We start from the raw sequence: 22,826 nt of genomic DNA on the forward strand, positions 1-22,826 counted from the left end.
AAGCAGTAGTTTACCGTCTGCCGGGAGTGTGAAACAATCAGCTCATCTTTGCATTAAAGTCTATTGAGGTAGTCCGGTGATCGATGATGATGGCTACCGCCCGAATGTTGGTATCGTAATTTGTAATCGGCAGGGGCAGGTCCTGTGGGCTCGTCGCTACGGTCAGCACTCCTGGCAGTTTCCCCAGGGGGGAATTAACCCCGGCGAAAACGCGGAACAGGCGATGTACCGTGAACTGTTTGAGGAAGTGGGGTTAAGGAAAAAAGATGTGCGTATCCTGGCATCTACCCGCAACTGGTTACGCTATAAATTACCAAAACGTTTGGTGCGTTGGGATACAAAACCGGTATGTATCGGCCAAAAGCAAAAATGGTTTCTGCTACAGTTAATGTGCAATGAGTCAGAGATCAATATGCAAAGCAGCGGTACGCCTGAATTCGACGGCTGGCGCTGGGTCAGCTACTGGTATCCGGTACGTCAGGTGGTCTCTTTCAAGCGTGACGTTTATCGTCGGGTGATGAAAGAGTTTATCAGCCCGGTGATACAGCTTCAGGAGCATAGCGCGGCTCGGACGGCGCTGCCGCCCGGCTCCCGGCGAAAGAGAGGGTAAATCAGGCACATCATGCTTACGCGCCTGCGAGAAATTGTCGAAAAAGTAGCGGCGGCGGCCCGCCTTGATGATGCGCTGGATATTCTGGTGAATGAAATCTGTCAGGCAATGGACACGGAAGTCTGTTCCATCTATCTGGCCGATCACCACCACCAATGCTACTACCTGATGGCCACGCGCGGATTGAAAAAACCGCGCGGGCGCACCGTCACGCTGGCGTTCGGCCAGGGCGTGGTCGGCCTGGTGGGCCAGCGGGCGGAGCCGATTAATCTGGCGGACGCCCGCACCCACCCCAGTTTCAAATATATTCCCGCCGTAAAGGAACAGCATTTCCGCTCTTTTCTCGGGGTGCCCGTTATCCATCGCCGCCAGCTGCTGGGGGTGTTGGTGGTGCAGCAGCGCGAACACCGGCAGTTTGATAAGAACGAAGAGTCGTTCATGGTGACGCTGGCGACGCAGATGGCGGCCATTCTTTCCCTGTCGCAGATTAAAACGCTGTTCGGGCAATTCCGTCAGGCGCGCGTTAAAGCGCTGACGGCATCCCCCGGCGTGGCTATCGCGCCCGGCTGGCGGGATTGCAGCCAGCCTTCGCTGGATCAGGTTTTTCCCGCTTCAAGTCTGGACAGCGAGCGGGAGCGCGCCCGGCTAACCCAGGCGCTGGAGGAAGCCACCGCGGAGTTTCGCCGTTTCAGCAAACGTTTCAGCGGCGGCGCGCAAAAAGAGAGCGCCGCCATTTTTGATCTCTATTCCCACCTGCTCAATGATGCCCGCTTGAAGCGCGAACTGTTTCAGGAAGTGGACGCCGGCAACGCCGCGCAATGGGCGGTCAAGCTGGTGATTGAGCGTTTCGCGGCGCGGTTCTCCAACCTGCAGGATACCTATCTGCGCGAACGGGCCGGCGATTTCCGCGCCCTCGGGCAGCGGTTGTTGTTCCATCTCGACGATAACGCGCCCAGCCTCGGACGGTGGCCCGAACGCTTTATTCTGGTTGCCGATGAACTGACGGCGACGCTGCTGGCGGAATTGCCCGCGGAGCGGCTGGCGGGGGTGGTGGTCTACGACGGCGCGGCAAATTCTCATGCCGCCATTCTGGTGCGCGCCATGGGGATCCCGACCCTGGTCGGCGCGGATATTCAGCCTGAGCTGCTTCATCAGCGCATGCTGATTATCGACGGCTATCGCGGCGAGCTACTGGTGGATCCCGAACCGCTAGTGGTGCAGGAATATCAGCGTCTGCTGATTGAAGAAAATGCGCTCACCCGCCTGGCGGAAGATGATATGGCGCGCCCGGCGGTACTGAAAAGCGGCGAACGCATACAGGTGATGCTGAACGCCGGACTAAGCGCGGAGCATGATAAAAACATCATAAATCAAGTGGATGGAATCGGTCTGTATCGAACCGAGATCCCCTTTATGCTGCAGAGCGGCTTCCCGTCCGAAGATGAGCAAACGGCGCAATATCAAAGCATGTTACAGCTCTTTCCCGCGGGGCAGGTGACGCTGCGCACGTTGGATATCGGCGCCGACAAGCCATTGCCGTATCTGCCCATCAGCGAGGAGAACCCCAGCCTTGGCTGGCGCGGTATCCGTATTACCCTCGATCAGCCGGAAATATTCCTTATCCAGATTCGCGCCATGCTGCGGGCGAACGCCCATAGCGGCAATCTGCATATTCTGCTGCCGATGGTGAGCAGTCTGGATGAGATCGATGAGTCCCGCCGCCTGATCGACCAGGCCGCGGGCGAAGTCGAGGAACAGTTGGGATCTCCGCAGCCCCGGCCGCGCATCGGCATTATGATCGAAGTGCCGTCGATGATTTTTATGCTGCCGCATCTGGCCGAGCGCGTTGATTTTGTTTCCGTCGGCACCAACGATCTGACCCAGTATCTATTGGCGGTGGACCGTAATAACGCCCACGTCGCTTCCCTGTATGACAGCCTGCATCCGGCGATGCTACAGGCGCTGAATACTATCGCCGCCGAGTGCCGGCGCCAGGGTATCGCGGTTTCCGTGTGCGGCGAGATGGCGGGGGAACCGCTGGGGGCGCTAGTGCTGACCGGGCTGGGTTATCGCGCGCTCAGTATGAACGGCCGCAGCGTGGCGCGCATTAAATACCTGCTGCGCCAGATTGCTTTACCCGAGGCGCAGACGCTGGTCGGGCAGTTGCTGAAGGCCCCAAGCGCCGGGGAGGTGCGCCGCCTCGCCGCCGTCTTCGCCGAAGAGCGCGGGCTGGGGGGGCTGATCCGCGGCGGTCGCTGATTGACGGATAGCGGATGCTTTACAGAACTTTTCTTATGCGGATAACCTACGGATTCGGTGCGCTATGCTATGATTCGCCACCGCGGTCGGCGGGAAAACGCCCCGCCTCGACCGATAACCCCAGGCCGGGGACAATACAACAAAATATGTGGTGAACGATGACGACGAGCTATCTGGCGTTTCCTCAGTTTGATCCGGTGATCTTTTCAATTGGCCCCGTGGCTTTGCACTGGTATGGGCTGATGTATTTGGTTGGGTTTGTGTTTGCCATGTGGCTGGCGGTGCGTCGCGCCAACAAACCGGGTAGCGGCTGGACGAGGGACGAAGTCGAAAACCTGTTGTATATGGGCTTTCTCGGGGTATTTATCGGCGGCCGACTGGGCTATGTGCTGTTCTATGCGTTGCCGTCGTTTATGGATAATCCGCTCTATTTATTTAAAGTCTGGGATGGCGGCATGTCATTCCACGGCGGTCTGATCGGCGTGATTTGCGTCATGCTGTGGTTCGCCCGGCGCACCAAACGGCATTTCTTCCAGGTGGCTGATTTTATCGCGCCGTTAATCCCTTTTGGCCTGGCGGCCGGTCGTCTGGGCAACTTTATCAACGGCGAACTTTGGGGTCGCGTCACCACCGGTACGCCATGGGCGATGTTATTCCCCGGCTCACGCGGCGAAGATCTGGCGCTGGCGGCCGGCAATCCGCAATGGCAGGCCATTTTCAACCAGTACGGCATGCTGCCGCGCCATCCCTCTCAGCTGTATCAGATGGCGCTTGAGGGCATCGCGCTGTTTATCATATTGAATCTGTTTATCCGTAAACCGCGCCCGATGGGCAGCGTTTCCGGGCTGTTCCTGATCGGCTACGGCGTTTTCCGCATCATCGCGGAATTTTTCCGCCAGCCTGATGCGCAGCTGGGGTTATTCAGCAATATCTTCAGCATGGGGCAAATTCTGTCGATACCGATGGTCGTCGTCGGGGTTCTGATGATGGTCTGGGCCTATCGCCGTCAGCCCGCGCAGCAATAATCGTCGGCCGTCATTTTTTAATATTCGTGGTGAGGTAGTATGAAACAGTATCTGGATCTGATGAAAAAAGTGCTCGAGGAAGGGACGCCGAAAGCCGATCGCACCGGCACCGGCACCCTGTCGATTTTCGGTCATCAGATGCGTTTCAATTTACAGCAGGGTTTTCCGCTGGTAACCACCAAGCGCTGCCATCTGCGTTCGATCATTCATGAGCTGCTGTGGTTCCTCAACGGTGATACCAACGTGGCTTACCTGCATGACAACAAAGTGAGTATTTGGGACGAATGGGCGGATGAAAACGGCGATCTCGGCCCGGTCTACGGCAAACAATGGCGCGCCTGGGGCGCGGTCGACGGGCGTCAGATCGATCAGCTGAAAAACGTGCTGACCCAGTTGAAACAGGATCCCGACTCCCGGCGCATTATCGTTTCCGCCTGGAACGTGGGGGAGCTGGACAAGATGGCGCTGGCGCCGTGCCATGCCTTTTTCCAGTTCTACGTTGCCGACGGCAAATTATCCTGCCAGCTTTATCAGCGTTCGTGCGACGTGTTCCTCGGTTTGCCTTTCAATATCGCCAGCTATGCCTTACTGGTGCATATGGTGGCGCAGCAGTGCGACCTGGAGGTCGGGGACTTCGTCTGGACGGGCGGGGATACCCACCTCTACAACAACCATATGGAACAGACGCACCTGCAACTGAGCCGCGAACCGCGTCCCTTGCCGAAGCTGGTGATTAAACGCCGTCCCGATACGCTGTTTGACTACCGTTTTGAAGACTTTGAAATCGAAGGCTACGATCCGCATCCGCCGATTAAAGCGCCGGTGGCGATCTGAAGTTGATTGAGTGACAGGGCGGCCTGCGCCGCCTTGGCATGTTGACAAAATTCGGCTATTCGCCATTAATGACCCCCAGCCTCCCCCTTGTCACTGTCTCTTATACACAAATCCAAGGAACCTCTAGAGGCCATGTGTATTCTGGTCTTTGGTTCATTCTTGGTTCTTTGTTTTTTGCTTTTCGTCGGCGTAAGAAATCACGCTGAGGTGGACGACCCCGCGAATGCGCCGCAGGGAAGCGGCGCAAGCCAGTGCCGCGTCGGGAACGCGTCACTGGCGGTTCGGGAAAGGGGGCGACCGCCGAAGGCATCGCGTCAGCGACGTGATTTCAGCCACAAGCCCGGGTCCGGAGGGTGGTGGCGCTTGAACCACCCTGCGTCGGGCGCGTGCTGCGACATAGCAGAGAAATGATGGCCTTCTAGCGCACGAAATAGCGCTGAACTCACATATACCGTTAACAGTATATGTGACTAAGAGACAGTCCTTGTCAGGGGGAGGAGCTGACTCCCTCCCCTGCGAAGGGGAGGGCTGGGGTGGGGTAACTACCTGGTTCCTCAGCACAATCAGGGATTATCCCCGCATCTTTCCCCCTTCGTTGCATGGTTGCGCGCAAACATTGCGTATCTTCTCGTATAACGCCGTTAATCCCCTGTCGTTATTCAATAAAATCCCCACACTGGCGGTATGAAAACGGCTATTCGACAATCGCGGGGGATTACCTTGCTTGAATTATTGGCGGTTCTGACGATAGCGGCGCTGCTGGCCGGCGGCGGTCTGCACGCCTGGACGGGGTATCAACAGGCGCTGCGGCTGGAGCAGGGGGCGCGGCAACTGCTGGATTTTTTAAGCCGGGTGCGGGCCAACGCCGATTGGCGTAATGAAACCCGCACGGCGCGGTTTATACGGCAGGGTGAATACTGGTGCCTGAACGACGCGGCGGACGATAGCGCAATAAAAAGCTGCGCGGAACAGAACCCCCGCCAGTTTACGCGCGCCGATAAAGATCTCTCCGTCTCGGCGTTTACCAGCGATACCCTGACTTTTTACGGCTTACGCAATACGGCGCAGGCCGGACATATTACGCTGGCGAACGCCGCCGGAAAACTGCGCCTGGTGATCTCGGTGCGCGGGCGCCTGCGTCTGTGCAGCGAAGACCGGCAGGTGCTGGCGATCCCGCTATGTTAAACAGGGCGCAACGGGGATTCACGCTGGCGGAGATGTTGCTGGCGCTCAGTCTGGGCAGCCTGATTATGCTGTCGGCGGCGCAGCTCTATCCGCTGCTGCGCGCGCAAAGCCAGAACAGCGCCCACTATTTCCGCCTGGAGCAGGTGCTCGGCCAGGCCGTTTCCGGGATTGAAAAGGATCTCCGCCGGGCGGGGTTCTGCGCCGGTGAATGCCGGGGGCGCGCCGTCAGCATCGGCAACTATCCGGGCGAGGCGGCGCAAAGCTGCCTTAATGTGTCATACGATCTGAACCGCAACGGCGTTTGGGACGGCGGCGAGCGGCAGGACGGCGAATCTTTCGGCTATCGTTTGCGCGCCGGCGCCCTGGAAGTGCAGCGGGGAACGCATGGCTGTCAGGGCGATCGCTGGGAAAAACGCTTTGATCCGCAGGAAGTGACGATCGCGCAGTTTCGTATACAGCCGCTGACCGATCGTCCGGGCGCGGCGCTGTATCAGCTGCAGCTGGCAGGCTACTGGACGAAACGTCCGGCTATTGGCCGGCAAATCACCCGCTTGATCGTGGGGCGTAATCAATGAACAAGGCATGGCAGTCCGGCGGCAGTACGTTGACGATGGTAATGCTGCTCTCCATCGTGGGGCTGCTGCTGATGTCCGGCCTGCAGCGCCAGCTTGATGCGGCGATACAAACGGGGAATGATGAGCGCCACTACCTGCGCGCATTTAATCAGGCGTTATCCTCGCTGAACTGGGGGATGAGCCTGCGCTGGCGCGACGCGGAGGAGGGCTGGCAGTGTCAGGCGCTGGCGTCGGAAGCGCTGCGGGCCTGCCTGAAAAAGGCGTCTGGCGAGGCGCAATGGCTATTGCGCGGCGAGGGACGGCTCCCGGCGCAGCCGCGTCCGCTGGCGCTGTATCGCAGAGTGATATTCTTAACGCCGGCGTCGGAGAATGGTACCCTGCAGCCCTTGCCCCAGGGCTGGCTGGATTTTTGTCCGGATAGGGAAAGCGCCCGCTGTGCCGATGCGGAATAGGGCGCTCCGCGGCCGGCCGTTTCAGCAGCGCGGCTTCAGCCTGCCGGAAACGCTGGCGGCGGCTCTGTTGTTCGCGGTGTCGCTGCTCGGGCTGCTGCAATATCATCAGGTTTTGCAGCAATCGTTCCAGCATCAATGGCAGCAGCGTCAGGCGTGGCGACTGGCTGCTCAGCAACTGGAAGCCTATGAAGCCGGAATGAAGTACCATGCAATCGTTCCGCCGCCGGAAAGCGGATGGCGATTCAATCTGTCGGAACAGGCGCAGGGGGCGGGATGCCGCAGGGTGACGGCCACCGCGACCACGCCGCGACATTACCAGGCGCGGCTCACCCGCTGGTTTTGTCCGGCAGCGTGAAGTATGACGGATCTATACTGGTGACTGTCGCCAATCCGTTCTACTCTGATTTGATTTATCTATTCGACGTGAAGGCTATGGAGAAATGCATGCGTAGGCAGTTTGTCTGGATTAGCGGGTGGTTGTTGTTATTTATTTTCTGGCTTCCGTCGAGCTGGGCGGAAACCGGTTGGCAGCCGCTGGCGCAAACCATTCATAAAAGCGACAAGGACCCGCGCCAGTATCAGGCGATAAAACTGGATAACGGCATGACGGTGCTGCTGGTTTCCGATGCGCAGGCGACGAAATCCCTGGCCTCGCTGGCGTTGCCGGTAGGGTCGCTGGACGATCCCGCCAGTCAGCTGGGGCTGGCGCATTATCTTGAGCATATGGTGTTGATGGGCTCCAAACGCTATCCGCAGCCGGAAGCCCTGTCCGAATTCCTGAAAAAGCACGGCGGCAGCCACAATGCCAGCACCGCGTCGTACCGCACGGCGTATTATCTGGAAGTGGAAAATGATGCGCTGCAACCGGCGGTTGACCGTCTGGCGGACGCCATCGCCGCGCCTTTGCTCGATCCGGTCAACGCCGACCGCGAACGGCACGCGGTGAATGCGGAAATGACCATGGCCCGTTCCCGTGACGGCCATCGCATGGCGCAGGTGGGGGCGGAAACCTTGAATCCGGCGCATCCCAGCTCGCGATTCTCCGGCGGCAATCTCGACACCCTGAGCGACAAGCCCGGCAGCAAGCTGCACGACGAACTGGTGAAGTTTTATCAGCGCTATTACTCCGCCAATCTGATGAAAGGGGTGATTTACAGCAACCGGCCTTTACCGGAGCTGGCCGCGCTGGCGGCGAGCACTTTCGGGCGCATCGCCAATCATGACGCCGACGTGCCGCCGATCACCGTCCCGGTAGCCACCGAAGCGCAGCGCGGCATCATCATCCACTACGTTCCGGCGCAGCCGCGCAAACAGCTGCGCATTGAATTCCGGGTGGATAACAACAGCCAGGCATTTCGCAGCAAAACGGATACCTATATCAGCTATCTGATCGGCAACCGCAGCCAGAACACGCTATCCGACTGGTTGCAGAAAGAGGGACTGGTGGAGTCCATCGGCGCCGGTTCCGACCCGGTTATCGATCGCAACGGCGGCATTTTCGCCATTTCGGCCTCGTTAACGGATAAAGGTCTGGCGCGGCGCGATGAGGTTATCGCGGCAATCTTCAATTACCTGCAACTGGTGCGCCGGGAAGGCATCCAACAGCGCTATTTCGATGAAATCGCCAACGTGCTGGATCTGGATTTCCGCTACCCCTCCATCAGCCGCGATATGGACTATATCGAATGGCTGGTGGATACCATGCTGCGGGTGCCGGTGGAACATACGCTGGATGCGGTATATCTGGCCGATCGCTACGATCCGCAAGCCATTGCCGCACGGCTGGATGAGATGCGTCCGCAGAACGCCCGTATCTGGCTGATCGGTCCGGATGAACCGCACAACAAGGTGGCCTATTTTGTCGATGCGCCTTATCAGGTGGACAGCGTGCCCGCCGCCACCTTTGCCCGGTGGGAAACACTGGGACGGAAAATTTCACTGACGCTCCCCACGGTCAACCCCTATATCCCGGATGATTTTTCCCTGATTAAACCGGATGCCGAAGTTACCCATCCGCAAGTGTTACTGCAACAGCCGGGATTGCGGGTGCTGTATATGCCCAGCCGCTACTTCGCCGATGAGCCCAGGGCCGATATCACCTTGTTTTTACGCAATAAAGAAGCCCGCGACGGCGCACGTAATCAGGTTCTGTTCGCCCTGAACGACTATCTGGCCGGTCTGGCGCTGGACGAGTTGAGCTATCAGGCGTCGGTGGGCGGCATCAGCTTCTCCACCAGCAGCAATGACGGCCTGACCATCAAGGCCAGCGGCTACACCCAGCGCCTGCCTCAGCTGCTGCTGGCGCTGGTGGAGGGCTATACCTCTTTCTCCTCGACGGAAGAGCAGCTGCAGCAGGCGAAGTCCTGGTATGAGCAGCAATTGGAGGCGGCGGAAAAAGGGAAAGCGTTTGAACTGGCCGTTCAGCCGATCCAGGTGCTGTCGCAGGTGCCCTATACCGAACGCGCCGAGCGGCGCAGTTTGCTGCAAGGGATTACGCTGCGGGACATTGTGGAGTACCGCAAAACGCTGCTGCAACAGGCGGCGCCGGAAATGCTGGTGGTGGGGAATTTGCCGCCGCAACGGGTAACGGAACTGGCGCAGACGCTAAAAGCCCGCCTGAACTGCGGCGGAGAAATCCTGTGGCGCAGCGATGACGTGCGGATTGATAAAACGCAACGGGCCAACCTGCAGCGGCCCGGCGGCAGCAGCGACTCCGCGCTGGCCTCGGTATATGTGCCGACGGGCTACGGCGAAATTCAGGGCATGGCCTATAGCTCGGTGCTGGGGCAGATTATTCAGCCCTGGTTCTACAGCCAGCTAAGAACGGAAGAGCAGCTCGGCTACGCGGTATTCGCCTTCCCGATCTCCGTCGGGCGGCAGTGGGGGATCGGTTTCCTGCTGCAAAGCAACAGTAAACAACCGGCCTATCTGTATCAGCGCTATCAGGATTTCTATCAGAAAGCGCAGGCGCGGCTGCGGGCGATGAGCGCCGACGAGTTCGCCCAGTACAAACAGGGGGTGATTAATGAACTGAGCCAGCGCCCGCAAACGCTGGATGAAGAGGCGAGGCGTTTTCTTAACGATCTGCAGCGGGAAAATTTCAGCTTTGATACCCGCGAAAAGCTGATCGCCGCCATCAAGCCGCTGACGGTGCAACAGCTGGCCGATTACTTCAGCCAGGCGCTGAAGCCGCAGGGGCTGGCGGTGTTGTCGCAAATTTCCGGCAATCATCACGGCAAGGCGGAGTATGCCGCGCCGCAGGGGTGGCATACCTATCCCGACGCCTCCTCGTTGCAGAAAACGCTGCCGTTGCAAAAAGCGCCGGCGAGATAAATCACTATGGCTTCGACGAACGAAAATGCCCTACAACCCGGAATGATGGTGATTCACGGCAATCATTCCGAAGTGCTGCGCGACGTGCTGGTCTCATGGATGTCCGCTCACCCGCTGCCGGCGCTCGATAATGAGGTCATTCTGGTACAGAGCAACGGCATCGGACAATGGCTGAAGCTGGCATTGGCACGCGACGCGGACGACGGCGGCTGCGGCGTGGCCGCGGCGCTGGATATCCAGCTGCCGGCGCGCTTTTTCTGGCAGGTCTATCGGGCCGTGCTGGGGCGCGAGCGGGTGCCCGACTCCTCGCCGTTCGACAAGCCCCTGCTGATCTGGCGGCTGATGCGCCTGCTGCCGTCGCTGCTGGCGCAACCGGCGTTTGCCCCGCTGGCGCGTTTTCTGCAACAGGATGACGACCGGCGCAAGCTTTATCAGCTCTCCGAACGGCTGGCCGATTTGTTCGACCAGTATCAGGTGTACCGCTCCGACTGGCTGGCCGACTGGGCAAGCGGCAGTGACGTGCTGAATACCAGCCGCCGCGGCCGGGAGCCTTTGCCGGAAGAGCAGAGCTGGCAGCCTTTGCTGTGGCGCGCATTGCTGGACGACGCCGGGGAAGCGCTGTCGGAAACCAGCCGGGCGGCGCTGCACCAGCGTTTTCTGGCGCAGGCGGAACAGCGGGGCGATGATGAACGGCCCGCGGGCCTGCCGGCGCGCGTCATTGTGTTCGGTATCTCCTCTCTGCCGCAGCAGGCGCTGGAGGTGCTGGCGGCCATCGGGCGCTGGACCCAGGTGTTTATGTGCGTGCACAACCCGTGCGAACACTATTGGGGCAATATCATTGCCGACAAGGATCTGCTGCGCGCCGAGCGCATTCGCCAGCAGCGCAAACCGGGCATGCCCGAAGTCATCGCCGAGGAAGAGCTGCACCAGCATGCGCATCCGCTGCTGGCGGCGTGGGGAAAACAGGGGCGGGATTATATCGGCCTGCTGGATGAATACGACCAGCGCGAACGGTATGAATCGCTGCTGCTGCCGGAAATAGCGCGTATCGACCTGTTTGAGGAAAACGGCGGGGATACGCTGCTGCATCAGTTGCAGGATGATATCCGCGAGCTGCGCCCGCTGGCGGAAAGCCGGGCGCTGTGGCCGGTGGTCGACCTCCCGCGCGATCAATCGATCCGCTTTCATATTACCCACAGCCCGCAGCGTGAGGTGGAAGTGCTGCACGACCAACTGCTGGCGGCGTTTGCCGCGGACGCCGCCCTGCGCCCGCGCGACATTATCGTGATGGTGCCCGACATCAACGGCTACGCCCCGCATATTCAGGCGGTATTCGGCCTGACGGACTATCAGGATGCGCGTTATATCCCCTTTAGCGTGGCCGATCGCGGGGCGCGTCAGAACAGCCTGCTGCTGGGAGCCCTGGAGCGCTTGCTGAATCTGCCGCAGTCGCGCTTCGCGGTAAGCGATTTGCTCGATCTGCTCGACGTGCCCGCCGTGCGGCAGCGTTTTGCCATTAGCGAAGAGCAACTGCCGCTGCTGCAACGCTGGATCCGCACGGCCAACGTACGCTGGGGATTGCATGCGGAACAGCGGCAAAGCCTGGATTTACCGCAGGCGCCGGCGCAAAACAGCTGGTTCTTCGGCCTGCGCCGCATGCTGCTGGGGTATGCGGTGGGCGGCGGCGAGGCGTGGCGGGATATTGAGCCGCTGGACGAGGTCGGCGGGCTCGACGCGGCGCTGGCCGGGCAGTTGGCGCGCTTTCTTAACAGTCTGGAACAGGCCTGGAGAATGCTGTGCCGGACGGCGACCCCGATGGAGTGGGGCGAGCGCCTGCGCGATCTGCTGGCGATGTTTTTCGTCGCCGATGACGGCGACGAGGGCTTTATTCTGTGGCAACTGGAGGACGGCCTGCAAAACTGGCTGGACGCCTGCGAAAGCGTGGCGCTGGAGCAAAGCCTGCCGCTGTCGGTGGTGCGGGAGCACTGGCTGGGGCTGTTTGCGCAACCGGGGCTGACCCAGCCGTTTTTCGGCGGCGCGGTGACCTTCGCCACCCTGATGCCGATGCGCGCCATTCCTTTCCGCCACGTTTGCCTGCTGGGGATGAATGACGGCGACTATCCGCGCAACCGCATCCCGCTCGATTTCGACCTGATGGGGCGGGACTATCGCCCCGGCGATCGCTCGCGCCGCGAGGACGATCGCTATCTGTTCCTGGAAGCGCTGCTGTCGGCGCGCGAGCGGCTGTATATCAGCTGGGTGGGGCGCAGCATTCACGACAACGCCGAGCGTCCGCCGTCGGTGCTGGTGGCGCAGCTGCGCGATCATCTCGCCGCCGGCTGGCGGCAAGAGGGCGGCGGCGATTTGCTCGCCGCGCTGACGGTGGAGCACCGTCTGCAGCCGTTCAACCAGGATTACTTTACCGCCGATAACCCGCTGTTCAGCTACGCGCGCGAATGGCGCGCCGGCTTACTGCCGGAAACGCCGCGGGAAAGCGAAACGCAGGACTTGGCGGACTATCAGCAGGAGGGGGCGCTGACGCTGCGTCAACTGGCTGACTTTTTACGTAATCCGGTGCGCAGCTTCTTTCGCCAGCGGCTGAATATTTACTTCGAGCTGGAGGACCCGGCGAGCAACGATCAGGAACCCTTCGCCATCAATGCGCTGGAAAACTGGCGCCTGCAGGACGAGCTGATTCAGGTGCAGAAAGCGGCGGTGCAGCGCGGCATGCCGCGTGAGCCGGCGTTGCAACAGCAACTGGAGCGCATCGCCCGCCGCGGCGAGCTGGCGCCGGGCGGGTTTTCCCGCGTACTGGAACAGACGCTGGCCGAGCCGATGGAAGATATCTTCGCCCGCTATGCGCAGGAGCTGGCGCGCTGGCCCCATCCGCTGCCGGCGGAACAGCTGGTATTGAGCGAGGCGCCGCTTGAAGACTGGCTGGGTGAGCTACGCCGCGATGATGACGGCAGGCGTTGCCGGCTGGTGCTGGAAAGCAGCGGCCTGATGAACGAGAAAAAGCGCAGCTACCGCTGGGAGAGGCTGCCGGCCTTCTGGGTGGCGCATCTGGCCGGGCATCTTGGCGGCGAGCCGATGTCCAGCGTGATTGTCAGTAAAAACGGCACCGTCCATCTGGCGCCGCTTGAGATTGAGCAGGCGCGGCAATACTGGCAGGCGTTGATCGCCGCCTGGCGCGAGGGGATGCGGCGTCCGCTGCCGCTGGCGGCGAAAACCGGCTTCTGCTGGCTGGATCGCGGCGGCGAGCCGACAACGCCGCCGGACGGCGAGGCGGGCGGCGCGGCGCGCGCCTGCTATGAAGATCACGACCCGCAGAATAACAAATTCGCCGAACTGGGCGACAACCCTTACCTGTCCCGCGCCTGGCCGAGCTTTGCCGCGCTGTGGGCGGAGGGCGAATTCGCGCAATGGACGCAACGGCTGCTCGCTCCGCTGTACCACAGCGTAAAGGCGAACTCGGCCCGCAGTCGTCAAGGAGCCCGCGAATGAACGCCCAAACCATGCCTTCCCCGCTGGATGTGCTGAATTTCCCGCTGAGCGGCAGCCATCTGATCGAGGCCAGCGCCGGCACCGGCAAAACCTTCACCATCGCCATGCTGTATGTGCGCCTGGTGCTGGGGCACGGCGGCGAGCGGGCCTTTGCGCGCCCCCTGACGCCGCCGGAAATTCTGGTGGTCACCTTTACCGATGCGGCCACCAAAGAGCTGCGCGACCGCATCCGCGCCCGGTTGACGGAGGCCGCCGGTTATTTCCAGCGCTCGCCGCAGGAGGTGGCGCCGCGGCCGGCGAACGAGGATTTACTGCATGACCTGCGGGCGGAATACCCGCCGGAACAGTGGCCGGGCTGCGCGCGCAAGCTGCAGCTGGCGGCCGAGTGGATGGACGAAGCCGCGGTATCCACCATTCACGGCTGGTGTAACCGCATGCTGGGCGAGCACGCGTTCGACAGCGACAGCCTGTTTAGTCAAACGCTGGAAACCGACCAGAGCGAACTGCTGCTGGAGGTGGTGCGCGACTATTGGCGCACCTTCTTTTTCCCCCTCGACGTCGAGGATATCGCCGCGTTGCGCAACTGGTGGAGCGAGCCGGACGCGCTTTACCGCAGCCTGACGCCGTTGCTGGAACACGTGGATTTGCTGGGCGCCGTCACGCCGCCGCGGCAGGTGTTTGCGCAGACGCGCGAGGAAAAAGCGCGGGAGCTGGCGGCGCTGAAAAGCGGCTGGGACGTCTGGTGCGGGGAACTGCGCACCCTGCTGGAAGGCGCCGTGGCCGCCAAAGTGGTCGACGGACGCAAGCTTCAGGCGCGCTATTTCCTCCCCTGGCTGGAAAAATTGCAGGCCTGGGCGAACGGCGCGGACGAAACGCTGGATATCGGCACCGGCTGGACGCGCCTGACGCCGGCCGGCCTGCTCGAATGCTGGAAACAGGGCCAGCCGCCCGATCACCCGGCGCTGACGGCGATGGAAACCCTGCCGGAAAAATTGAAAAACCTGCCCGACGCCCGCGGCGGCGTCTTGCGGCACGCCTGTCGCTGGGTCGCCGCGCGCTTTCAGCAGGAGCAGCAACGGCGGGCGCAGATGGGATTCAACGACCTGTTGGTCCGACTGGATGCGGCGCTGAACAGCGAGAACGGCCCGCGGCTGGCGCAGATGATCCGCCAGCAGTTCCCGCTGGCGATGATCGATGAGTTTCAGGATACCGACCCGCTGCAATATCGCATTTTCGACGCCGTTTACCGGGTGAAGGAAAACGACGCCCAGTACGGCCTGATCCTGATCGGCGATCCCAAGCAGGCGATTTACGCCTTCCGCGGCGCGGATATTTTTACCTACCTGCGGGCGCGGCGCGATACCGCCGGCCGGCACTACACGCTGACCACCAACTTCCGCTCCACGCGGGCGATGGTCGACGCCGTCAATCAGGTGTTTTCCCTGGCGGAGTCGCGCTCGCTGGGCGCCGGGGCTTTTCTGTTCCGCCGCGGCGACGGGGAGAATCAGGTGCCGTTTATGGCGGTGCGGGCCAAAGGACGGGATGAACGCTGGCTGGTGGAGGATGCCGAAGCCGGCGCCATGACGTTCCTGTGCGTTGACGAGCCGGAGCCGCTGTCGAAAACGGATTACCGGCGGCGAATGGCGGCGGCCTGCGCCGATGAAATCGTGCGGCTGCTGCGTTTGGGGCAACAGCGCCAGGCCGGATTTGCGGCACCGGGAAACGATCTTCTGCCGGTGCGGCCCGGCGATATGGCGGTGCTGGTCAACACCGGCCGCGAGGCGCAGGCGGTGCGGGACGAGTTGAAGGCGCGCGGCGTACGCAGCGTCTATCTCTCGGATAAGGAATCCGTCTTCGCCAGCCCGCAGGCCGGCGAACTGCAATACTGGCTGGCGGCCTGCGCCGAACCGGAAAACGACCGCCTGCTGCGCGCGGCGCTGGGCACCGCCACGCTGGGGCTGAGCTGGCCGCAGCTCGACAGGCTCAACCACGACGAGCAGGAGTGGGAGAGCCGGGTAGAGCAGTTTCACCGCTATCAGAAATGCTGGCGCAAACAGGGCGTGTTACCGATGCTGCGCCGGCTGATGTGGGATTTCGACGTTCCGCGCCGCCTGCTGTCCGCCAATGACTCGCGCGCGCTGACCGATCTGCTGCACCTGTCGGAACTGTTGCAGCAGGCCGGCGGGCAGTTGGACGGCGACCATGCGCTGATCCGCTATCTGGCCGAACAGCGGCAGGACGAGAATCAGAGCGGCGATGCGCGCAAACTGCGGCTGGAAAGCGACGCGGCGCTGGTAAAAGTGGTGACGGTGCATAAATCCAAGGGGCTGGAGTATCCGCTGGTTTTCCTGCCCTTCGCCTGCTCGTTCCGCGCGGTGAGCGCTAAGGACTCGCCGCTGAAATGGCACGACGACCAGGGGAATCTGCAGCTGTCCCTAAACGGCAGCGAAGCGCAGCTGCAGCTGGCCGACCGTGAGCGCCTGGGCGAAGACCTGCGTAAGTTCTACGTAGCGCTGACCCGCGCCCGCCATGCCATATGGCTGGGAATGGCGTGGCCGAAAGGGGCGGAGAACAGCGCCGCCGGCTACCTGCTTAACGCCGGGGAGGCGATGGAGCCGGCGCAGCTGGCGGATCTATTGCTGGAACTGTATGGCGCGACCGCCGAGGTGCGGCGACTGGCGCCGTCGGAAGCGCAGGTTTACCGCGGTGAAGAGCATACACTGGCGCTCGCCGCCGAGCCGGCGCTGCGGGATATCCGCGGCCATCGCTGGCGTATTACCAGCTATTCCGGGCTGAAAATCGCCCCGCAGGGCAGCTACGTCGACGCGGACGCCGTCGCCGCGCCGGAGCAGGAAGTACAGAGCGCCGCGCAGGAGACGTTCAGCGAAGCGCGGGAGGTCGGCGCGAGTTTAACGCTGCCAGCGGCGGGCAACGATCTGTACGGCTTTCCGCGCGGCGCGGCGCCGGGCAATTTCCTCCATGGGCTGCTGGAGTGGGCCGGGCGGGAGGGGTTTGCCGCTTTGGCGCAAGATCGCCCGCGGGTTGAGGATCAGGTGGCACGCCGCTGTAACCGCCGCGGCTGGCAGCACTGGATCCCGACGCTGACGGATTGGCTGCTGGCCTTGATCAACCAGCCGCTGCCGATGCCGACGCATAACGATGACCATGCCGCCGGCGCGATGACGCTGGCCGGATTGAACCAATCACAGTATCAGGTTGAAATGGAGTTCTGGTTCTCCCTCAGCCAGGTGAATACCCAGCGGCTGGACGGTTACGTCAGGGCGGCGACGCTGGACGGCGCGCCGCGCGCGACGTTGCTGCCGGATGAACTGAACGGCATGTTGAAGGGGTTTATCGATCTGGTGTTTGAGCATCAGGGGCGCTATTACGTATTGGATTACAAGTCCAACTGGCTGGGGGCGGAAGCCGCCGATTACGACGAGGCCAACATGGCGCGCGCGATGCTCGATCACCGCTACGATCTGCAACTGACGCTGTACCTGTTCGCGCTCCATCGTCTGCTGAAGTCACGCCTGCCGGATTACGACTACGATCGTCACGTCGGCGGCGCGCTGTATCTGTTTCTGCGCGGCGGCCAGGCCGCGAGCCGCGGCGGTTGCCCCCAGCGTCCGGACAAATCCCTGATTGAGTCGCTGGAGCGGCTGTTTAGCGCCGATAAGGCGGCCAAGGTATGAAAATGACCAACGAGAGCGTATTGGCGTTACTGGATCGGTGGGTTGAGTGCGGCTGGCTGCGCGAGCTGGATCGCTCGCTGGCGCTGTTTCTGCAACAGGAATCCGCGGACGTTGACCCGTTGCTGCTGCTGGGCGCGGCGCTGGTCAGCTACCAGTTGGGCCGCGGGCACGTCTGCCTCGATTTATCGGCGGCGTTGAACGACAGCGCCTTCGCGCTGGCGCTGCCGCCGGAAGGCGATCGCGGCAACGACCATATCTCCACGCCGGAGCAGGCGCTGGCGGGCGTGTCGCTGGAAAACTGGCTGGCGGCGCTGCGACGACATCCCCTGCTGGTGGCGGAGGCGGCGGGCAATACGCCGCTGGTCTTGCGCGGCCACCGTCTGTATCTGCGCCGCTACTGGCAGTATGAGCAGGACGTGCGCACGGCGATAGAGCAGCGCCTGGCGCAGGGCGCCCGCTGGCGCGCCGAGCTGCCGCGCGCCACGCTGCGTCGTTTGTTAAGCCTGTTGTTTAAGGGAAATAACGGCGGGCGCACGGACTGGCAAAAGCTGGCCTGCGCGCTGGCGGCGGGCAGCGGGTTCAGTATTATCACCGGCGGGCCGGGAACCGGTAAAACCACCACGGTGGTGAAGCTGTTGGCGCTGTTGCAGGCGCTGGCGCTGGAAACCCGCGGGCAGCCGCTGCGTATCCGCCTGGCGGCGCCCACCGGCAAGGCGGCGGCGCGCCTTAACGAATCCATCGCCGGGGCGATGGCGCATCTGCCGTTGGCGGAGCTGGGGCTCGAGCTGCAGGATATCGACAGCAAAGTGGTGACCCTGCATCGCCTGCTGGGCAGCCGCCCGGATACCCGCCATTTCCGTCATCATGCCGGACATCCGCTGATGCTGGATGTGCTGGTGGTGGATGAAGCCTCAATGGTGGATCTGGAGATGATGGCCGCGCTGCTGGCGGCCATGCCCGATCACGCCCGCCTGATCTTGCTGGGCGACAAGGATCAGCTGGCGTCGGTGGAAGCCGGGGCGCTGCTGGGAGAGCTGTGTCGCCGCGCCGCCGCGGGGCACTATTTGCCGCAGACGCGGGACTGGCTGCTGGAGGTGGCCGAAGCGGCGCCGGACGAGGCGATGATCGACCCGCAGGGCAGCCAGCTCGATCAGGCGATCGCCATGCTGCGTTACAGCCACCGTTTTGGCGCCGACAGCGGTATCGGGCAGTTGGCGGCGGCGGTCAATCAGGGCGACGGCCAGGCGCTGGCGCGCCTCTGGCAACAGGATTACCCCGATCTGGCGCGCCTGACCCTGGATCCCGGCGACGCGGGCGCCTGGCGACGCTGGGTGATCGACGGCGCCGCCGACGCTTTCGCGCCGCGGGCGGGCATCGCGCCGCCGGTGGGCTACGGCCACTATCTGCGGGTGATGGCGGCCGAACGGCCGGATGCGCGGGCGCCGCAGGCGGCGTTCGACGCCTGGGCCGCCGCGGTGCTGGAGGCCTTCGGCCGGTTCCAGCTGCTCTGCGCCCTGCGTCGCGGCACCTGGGGCGTGGAAGGACTGAACGCGCGCATCGCCGAACTGCTGTTTGACGCCGGTCTGCTGGGCGCGTGGCACAACTGGTATCCGGGACGGCCGGTGCTGGTGACCCGCAATGATTACGGTCAGAAACTGATGAACGGCGATATCGGCATTGCGCTGGAGGTGCCCCAGCGGCTGCCCGACGGCGGGCAAAAGCCGGGCATCCGCGTGGCGTTTCCCGCCGGCGACGGCTCGGGGGCGATCCGCTGGATATTGCCGGGGCGTCTGCCGTCGGTGGAGACGGTGTTCGCCATGACGGTGCATAAGTCGCAAGGCTCGGAGTTCGCCCATACCGCGCTATTGCTGCCGGACAATCTCAGCCCGATTCTGACTAGAGAGCTTATCTATACCGGCATCACCCGCGCCCGCCATTGGTTCAGCCTGGGCGGCGGAGAGCGGCACGACGGGGTATTGACCGACGCGGTGAACCGGCGGGTATTGCGCTCCGGCGGATTGCTGCTCGATTAGCCGGCCGCGCAACGGCAGCCCCGGCTTTCAGACCAGATCCAGCACCAGTATTTTTGAGCGGCGACGGTAGTTGTACAGCTCCTGTTTTTTCTTCGGCAGCATTTCCACTTCCGCGAGTAAAAAACCGCGCTCCTGGAACCAGTGAATGCTGTGGGTGGTCAGGACGAACAGTTTTTTCAGCCCTTGCTGACGCGCCTGGGCGGCGATTCTCTGCAGCAGCATGTCGCCGCGCGAGGAACTGCGATAGTCCGGATGCACCGCGACGCAGGCCATCTCGCCGATGCTCTCTTCCGGGAAAGGGTAGAGCGCGGCGCAGGCGATGGTCAGATTGTCGCGCACCACGACGGTAAACTTGTCGATCTCCATTTCCAACTGCTCGCGGGAGCGCCGGACCAGAATGCCCTGCTGTTCCAGCGGGCGGATCAGTTCCAGAATGCCGCCGATATCGTTGATGGTGGCGCGGCGCACCTGTTCGGCGCTTTCCATCACGATCTGCGTGCCGATGCCATCGCGGGAAAATAGCTCCTGGAGCAGCGCGCCGTCTTCCCGATAGCTAATCAGATGGCTGCGGCGCACGCCGCTGCGGCAGGCTTTGACCGCGCCGCGCAAAAATCTGACGGTGCCGGACTGGTAATCCCCTTCCTGCTCCATGGCTTCAATGCGCTGCTGGGCGTCATCCGGGAATAGCTCGGAAATGATCTTGCCGTCTTCATTAATCACCCCCTGCGAAGAACAGAAGCCGATCATTTTCTCCGCCTTCAGCTTGATCGCCAACTGGGTAGCGACTTCCTCCGAGGTCAGATTAAAGCTCTCCCCGGTGACGGAAACCGCCACCGGGCCCAGCAGCACAATCGCCCCGCTGTCCAGCTGGCGGTGCAGGGCATCTTCGTCGATACGGCGGATGCGCCCGCTGTGGCAGTAGTCGACGCCGTCGTCCACGCCGAGGGGCTGGGCGATGATAAAGTTTCCGCTGACGACGTTAATGTGCGCGCCCTGCAGCGGGGTATTGTTCAGGCTCATGGACAGCCGGGCGGTGATATCCAGTTGCAGCATCCCGGCGGCCTGCTTGACCAGTTCCAGCGTGGTCCGGTCGGTGATGCGGATATTCTTGTGATAGTGCGGCTCGTAGTGATGCGTGGTCAGATTGTTGTCAATCTGGGGGCGCGCGCCGTACACCACCACCAGCTTAATTCCCAGACTGTGCAGCAGCCCGATATCGTTAATGATGCTGGCGAAGTTTTCATTCTCAATGGCTTCGCCGCCCAGCATGATGACAAAGGTTTTGCCACGGTGGGCATTGATATAGGGAACCGAGTGGCGGAAGCCTTCCACCAGTTCTGTACTACGCTCCTTCACTGTGACTCCTTTTTGCATGTTTATTCGTAATTTTTGTATTTTTATTCTTTATCAAACAAAACGCAAGGGGTAAGTAACCGGCTAAAGTGGGGAGGGATAATTTAAGAATTTCCCCCAACGGGCCTGAAATATAGGGCGCGTAATGCATAAAAATGATTTTTGAATGACATAGGGAGGGAGATTGGGTAAAGTTTTCGAAATTTTTAGCGCTCTGTTTTGCGTATTGGCCAATGACACAGTAATCAGATCGGAGTTGCATGTCTTATTCGAATCACAATCTGACTCGGCGGCGCCTGTTGCAAAGCGCCGCGGCAACCTGGCTGTTAAGTGTAAGCGGTATCGGCATGGCCGCCGCCGCGCAGGTGATTGCCGTGCGCGTCTGGCCTTCCTCTTCCTATACCCGCGTCACGCTGGAATCGAATCTTGCGCTCAAGTATAGGCAGTTCACCCTCGGCAACCCGGATCGCATCGTGGTGGATATCGAAAATATCCACCTGAACAGCGTGCTGAAGAGCATCTCCAGCCAGTTTCATCAGAACGATCCCTTGATTAAAAACGCCCGCATCGGCCAGTTTGATAAAAATACCGTGCGTCTGGTGCTGGAGCTAAAACAGGGGACAGACGCCAAGCTGTTTACCCTGAGTCCGGTTGCCGAGTTCCGGCATCGTCTGGTGATGGATCTCTATCCGCTGGCCGGCCGTTATGATAATGCGGAAGATCCGCTGCTGGCGCTGCTGGAGGATTACAACAAGGGCGATCTGGAGCGGACGCTGCCGGCGGAGGCGCCGCAGCAGGGCAAAGCCGGGCGCGACCGTCCGCTGGTGGTCATGCTCGATCCCGGTCACGGCGGCGAAGACCCCGGCGCTATCGGCAAGAATAAAACCCGCGAAAAGGATATCGTGCTGCAAATCGCCCGTCGGCTGCGCGCGTTGATCGAACGCGAACCCAAGATGAAAGTGTATATGACGCGCAATGAAGACGTGTTTATTCCGCTGCGCGTGCGGGTGGCCAAAGCGCGCAAACAGCGGGCCGACCTGTTTATTTCTATTCATGCGGATGCGTTTACCAACCGCGCGGCCAGAGGCTCGTCGGTATTCGCGCTGTCGAAGAAAGGGGCGACCAGCAGCGCCGCCAGCTTTCTGGCGCAGACGCAGAACGAATCGGATTTGATCGGCGGGGTCAGCATGAGCGGCGATCGCTATCTCGACCACACCATGTTTGATCTGGTCCAGACCGTGACCATTAACGACAGTCTGAAGTTCGGCGGGGAAATATTGACCCGGCTAGGCAAGGTGAACCGGTTGCATAAAAATCGCGTCGATCAGGCCGGATTTGCGGTGCTGAAAGCGCCGGACATTCCGTCGGTGCTGGTGGAAACGGCTTTTATCAGCAATCTTGAAGAAGAGCGCAAATTGCGCACCAGCCGTTTTCAGCAACAGGTGGCCGAATCCATTTTCGCCGGCATTAAAGCCTATTTCGACAGCCAGGCGCGGGTCTAGCGCGCAAGCGACGGCTCGCAGGGGGACCGCCAGGGATCGCAGGGCACAAAAAAACACCCGTCAGGGTGTTCTTGTGATGCTGATAATCAATTGGTTGCGGGGGCCAGATTTGAACTGACGACCTTCGGGTTATGAGCCCGACGAGCTACCGGGCTGCTCCACCCCGCGTCCGTCTTGATATCGTACTGCTTTTGATGTTCTATTCACATCAATTGGTTGCGGGGGCCGGATTTGAACCGACGACCTTCGGGTTATGAGCCCGACGAGCTACCAGGCTGCTCCACCCCGCGTCCGTGGATGCGCACTATACTCCCCATCCGTTTCTATGCAACCTATTTCTGTGAAAAATATGCCATAACCCGCGCAGGTGTTGAATTTACCGCCTGATGGATTATTTTTTAAACGTTATGGCGCAGGGTTCTATAATGTGGGGGGCGGCGTTTGGGGTGGGGTCATTAATGGCAAA

The 22,826-nt window shown here is 61.5% G+C and carries 14 protein-coding genes and 2 tRNA genes; 13 read left to right on the forward strand and 3 right to left on the reverse strand.

Features of this window, described 5'->3' with window-relative positions:
- The first annotated feature begins 76 nt into the window (after window positions 1–76).
- The 12 genes from rppH to recD all read left to right on the forward strand — a co-directional run bounded on the left by rppH (window position 77) and on the right by recD (window position 19,505).
- Window positions 77–610 carry an RNA pyrophosphohydrolase gene (rppH, locus tag DDT56_RS14260; protein WP_136167106.1) on the forward strand — a complete coding sequence of 178 codons (534 nt, stop codon included), beginning with the start codon at window positions 77–79 and terminating at the stop codon, window positions 608–610.
- A gap of 12 nt (window positions 611–622) precedes the next feature.
- Window positions 623–2,869 carry a phosphoenolpyruvate--protein phosphotransferase gene (ptsP, locus tag DDT56_RS14265; RefSeq protein WP_136167107.1) on the forward strand — a complete coding sequence of 749 codons (2,247 nt, stop codon included), beginning with the start codon at window positions 623–625 and terminating at the stop codon, window positions 2,867–2,869.
- Window positions 2,870–3,027: 158 nt separating this feature from the next.
- Window positions 3,028–3,894: a prolipoprotein diacylglyceryl transferase gene (gene lgt / locus DDT56_RS14270; protein WP_136167108.1), complete on the forward strand. Its 867-nt coding sequence runs from the start codon at window positions 3,028–3,030 to the stop codon at window positions 3,892–3,894.
- Window positions 3,895–3,933: 39 nt separating this feature from the next.
- The gene (gene thyA / locus DDT56_RS14275) at window positions 3,934–4,728 is read left to right on the forward strand and encodes a thymidylate synthase (RefSeq protein WP_136167109.1); all 795 of its coding nucleotides are present in this window, start codon (window positions 3,934–3,936) and stop codon (window positions 4,726–4,728) included.
- Between the two features lie 684 nt (window positions 4,729–5,412).
- Complete coding sequence (locus DDT56_RS14285) at window positions 5,413–5,913, forward strand: prepilin peptidase-dependent protein (RefSeq protein WP_136167111.1); 501 nt, start codon at window positions 5,413–5,415, stop codon at window positions 5,911–5,913.
- A complete protein-coding gene (locus DDT56_RS14290) occupies window positions 5,907–6,488 on the forward strand; it encodes a prepilin peptidase-dependent protein (RefSeq protein WP_136167112.1) in 582 nt (193 codons plus the stop codon). The genes DDT56_RS14285 and DDT56_RS14290 overlap by 7 nt, the downstream gene beginning before the upstream one ends.
- Window positions 6,485–6,940 carry a YgdB family protein gene (locus DDT56_RS14295; RefSeq protein WP_246856785.1) on the forward strand — a complete coding sequence of 152 codons (456 nt, stop codon included), beginning with the start codon at window positions 6,485–6,487 and terminating at the stop codon, window positions 6,938–6,940. The genes DDT56_RS14290 and DDT56_RS14295 overlap by 4 nt, the downstream gene beginning before the upstream one ends.
- Window positions 6,930–7,295, forward strand: a complete 366-nt coding sequence (locus DDT56_RS14300; RefSeq protein ID WP_136167140.1) for a prepilin-type N-terminal cleavage/methylation domain-containing protein — start codon at window positions 6,930–6,932, stop codon at window positions 7,293–7,295. Before DDT56_RS14295 ends, DDT56_RS14300 begins: the two co-directional genes overlap by 11 nt.
- An 89-nt stretch (window positions 7,296–7,384) precedes the next feature.
- Window positions 7,385–10,273 carry a pitrilysin gene (gene ptrA, locus DDT56_RS14305; RefSeq protein WP_136167113.1) on the forward strand — a complete coding sequence of 963 codons (2,889 nt, stop codon included), beginning with the start codon at window positions 7,385–7,387 and terminating at the stop codon, window positions 10,271–10,273.
- Window positions 10,274–10,279: 6 nt separating this feature from the next.
- Window positions 10,280–13,777, forward strand: a complete 3,498-nt coding sequence (gene recC / locus DDT56_RS14310) for an exodeoxyribonuclease V subunit gamma (protein WP_136167114.1) — start codon at window positions 10,280–10,282, stop codon at window positions 13,775–13,777.
- Complete coding sequence (recB, locus tag DDT56_RS14315; protein ID WP_136167115.1) at window positions 13,774–17,472, forward strand: exodeoxyribonuclease V subunit beta; 3,699 nt, start codon at window positions 13,774–13,776, stop codon at window positions 17,470–17,472. The genes recC and recB overlap by 4 nt, the downstream gene beginning before the upstream one ends.
- The gene (gene recD, locus DDT56_RS14320) at window positions 17,469–19,505 is read left to right on the forward strand and encodes an exodeoxyribonuclease V subunit alpha (protein WP_136167116.1); all 2,037 of its coding nucleotides are present in this window, start codon (window positions 17,469–17,471) and stop codon (window positions 19,503–19,505) included. Before recB ends, recD begins: the two co-directional genes overlap by 4 nt.
- Before the next feature lie 27 nt (window positions 19,506–19,532).
- Here recD and argA read toward each other — a convergent pair whose 3' ends face one another.
- Window positions 19,533–20,861, reverse strand: a complete 1,329-nt coding sequence (gene argA, locus DDT56_RS14325) for an amino-acid N-acetyltransferase (protein ID WP_136167117.1) — start codon at window positions 20,859–20,861, stop codon at window positions 19,533–19,535.
- Between the two features lie 257 nt (window positions 20,862–21,118).
- Between argA and amiC the strand changes: the two genes are divergently transcribed.
- Window positions 21,119–22,360, forward strand: a complete 1,242-nt coding sequence (gene amiC, locus DDT56_RS14330) for an N-acetylmuramoyl-L-alanine amidase AmiC (RefSeq protein WP_136167118.1) — start codon at window positions 21,119–21,121, stop codon at window positions 22,358–22,360.
- A 91-nt stretch (window positions 22,361–22,451) separates the two neighbouring features.
- Here amiC and DDT56_RS14335 read toward each other — a convergent pair.
- Both DDT56_RS14335 and DDT56_RS14340 read right to left on the reverse strand, forming a co-directional pair.
- Window positions 22,452–22,528, reverse strand: a tRNA-Met gene (locus tag DDT56_RS14335).
- Between the two features lie 45 nt (window positions 22,529–22,573).
- Window positions 22,574–22,650: transfer RNA gene (locus DDT56_RS14340), tRNA-Met, on the reverse strand.
- Window positions 22,651–22,826 lie beyond the last annotated feature (176 nt).

The organism is Brenneria corticis, assembly GCF_003115855.1.
Classification (GTDB): domain Bacteria; phylum Pseudomonadota; class Gammaproteobacteria; order Enterobacterales; family Enterobacteriaceae; genus Brenneria; species Brenneria corticis.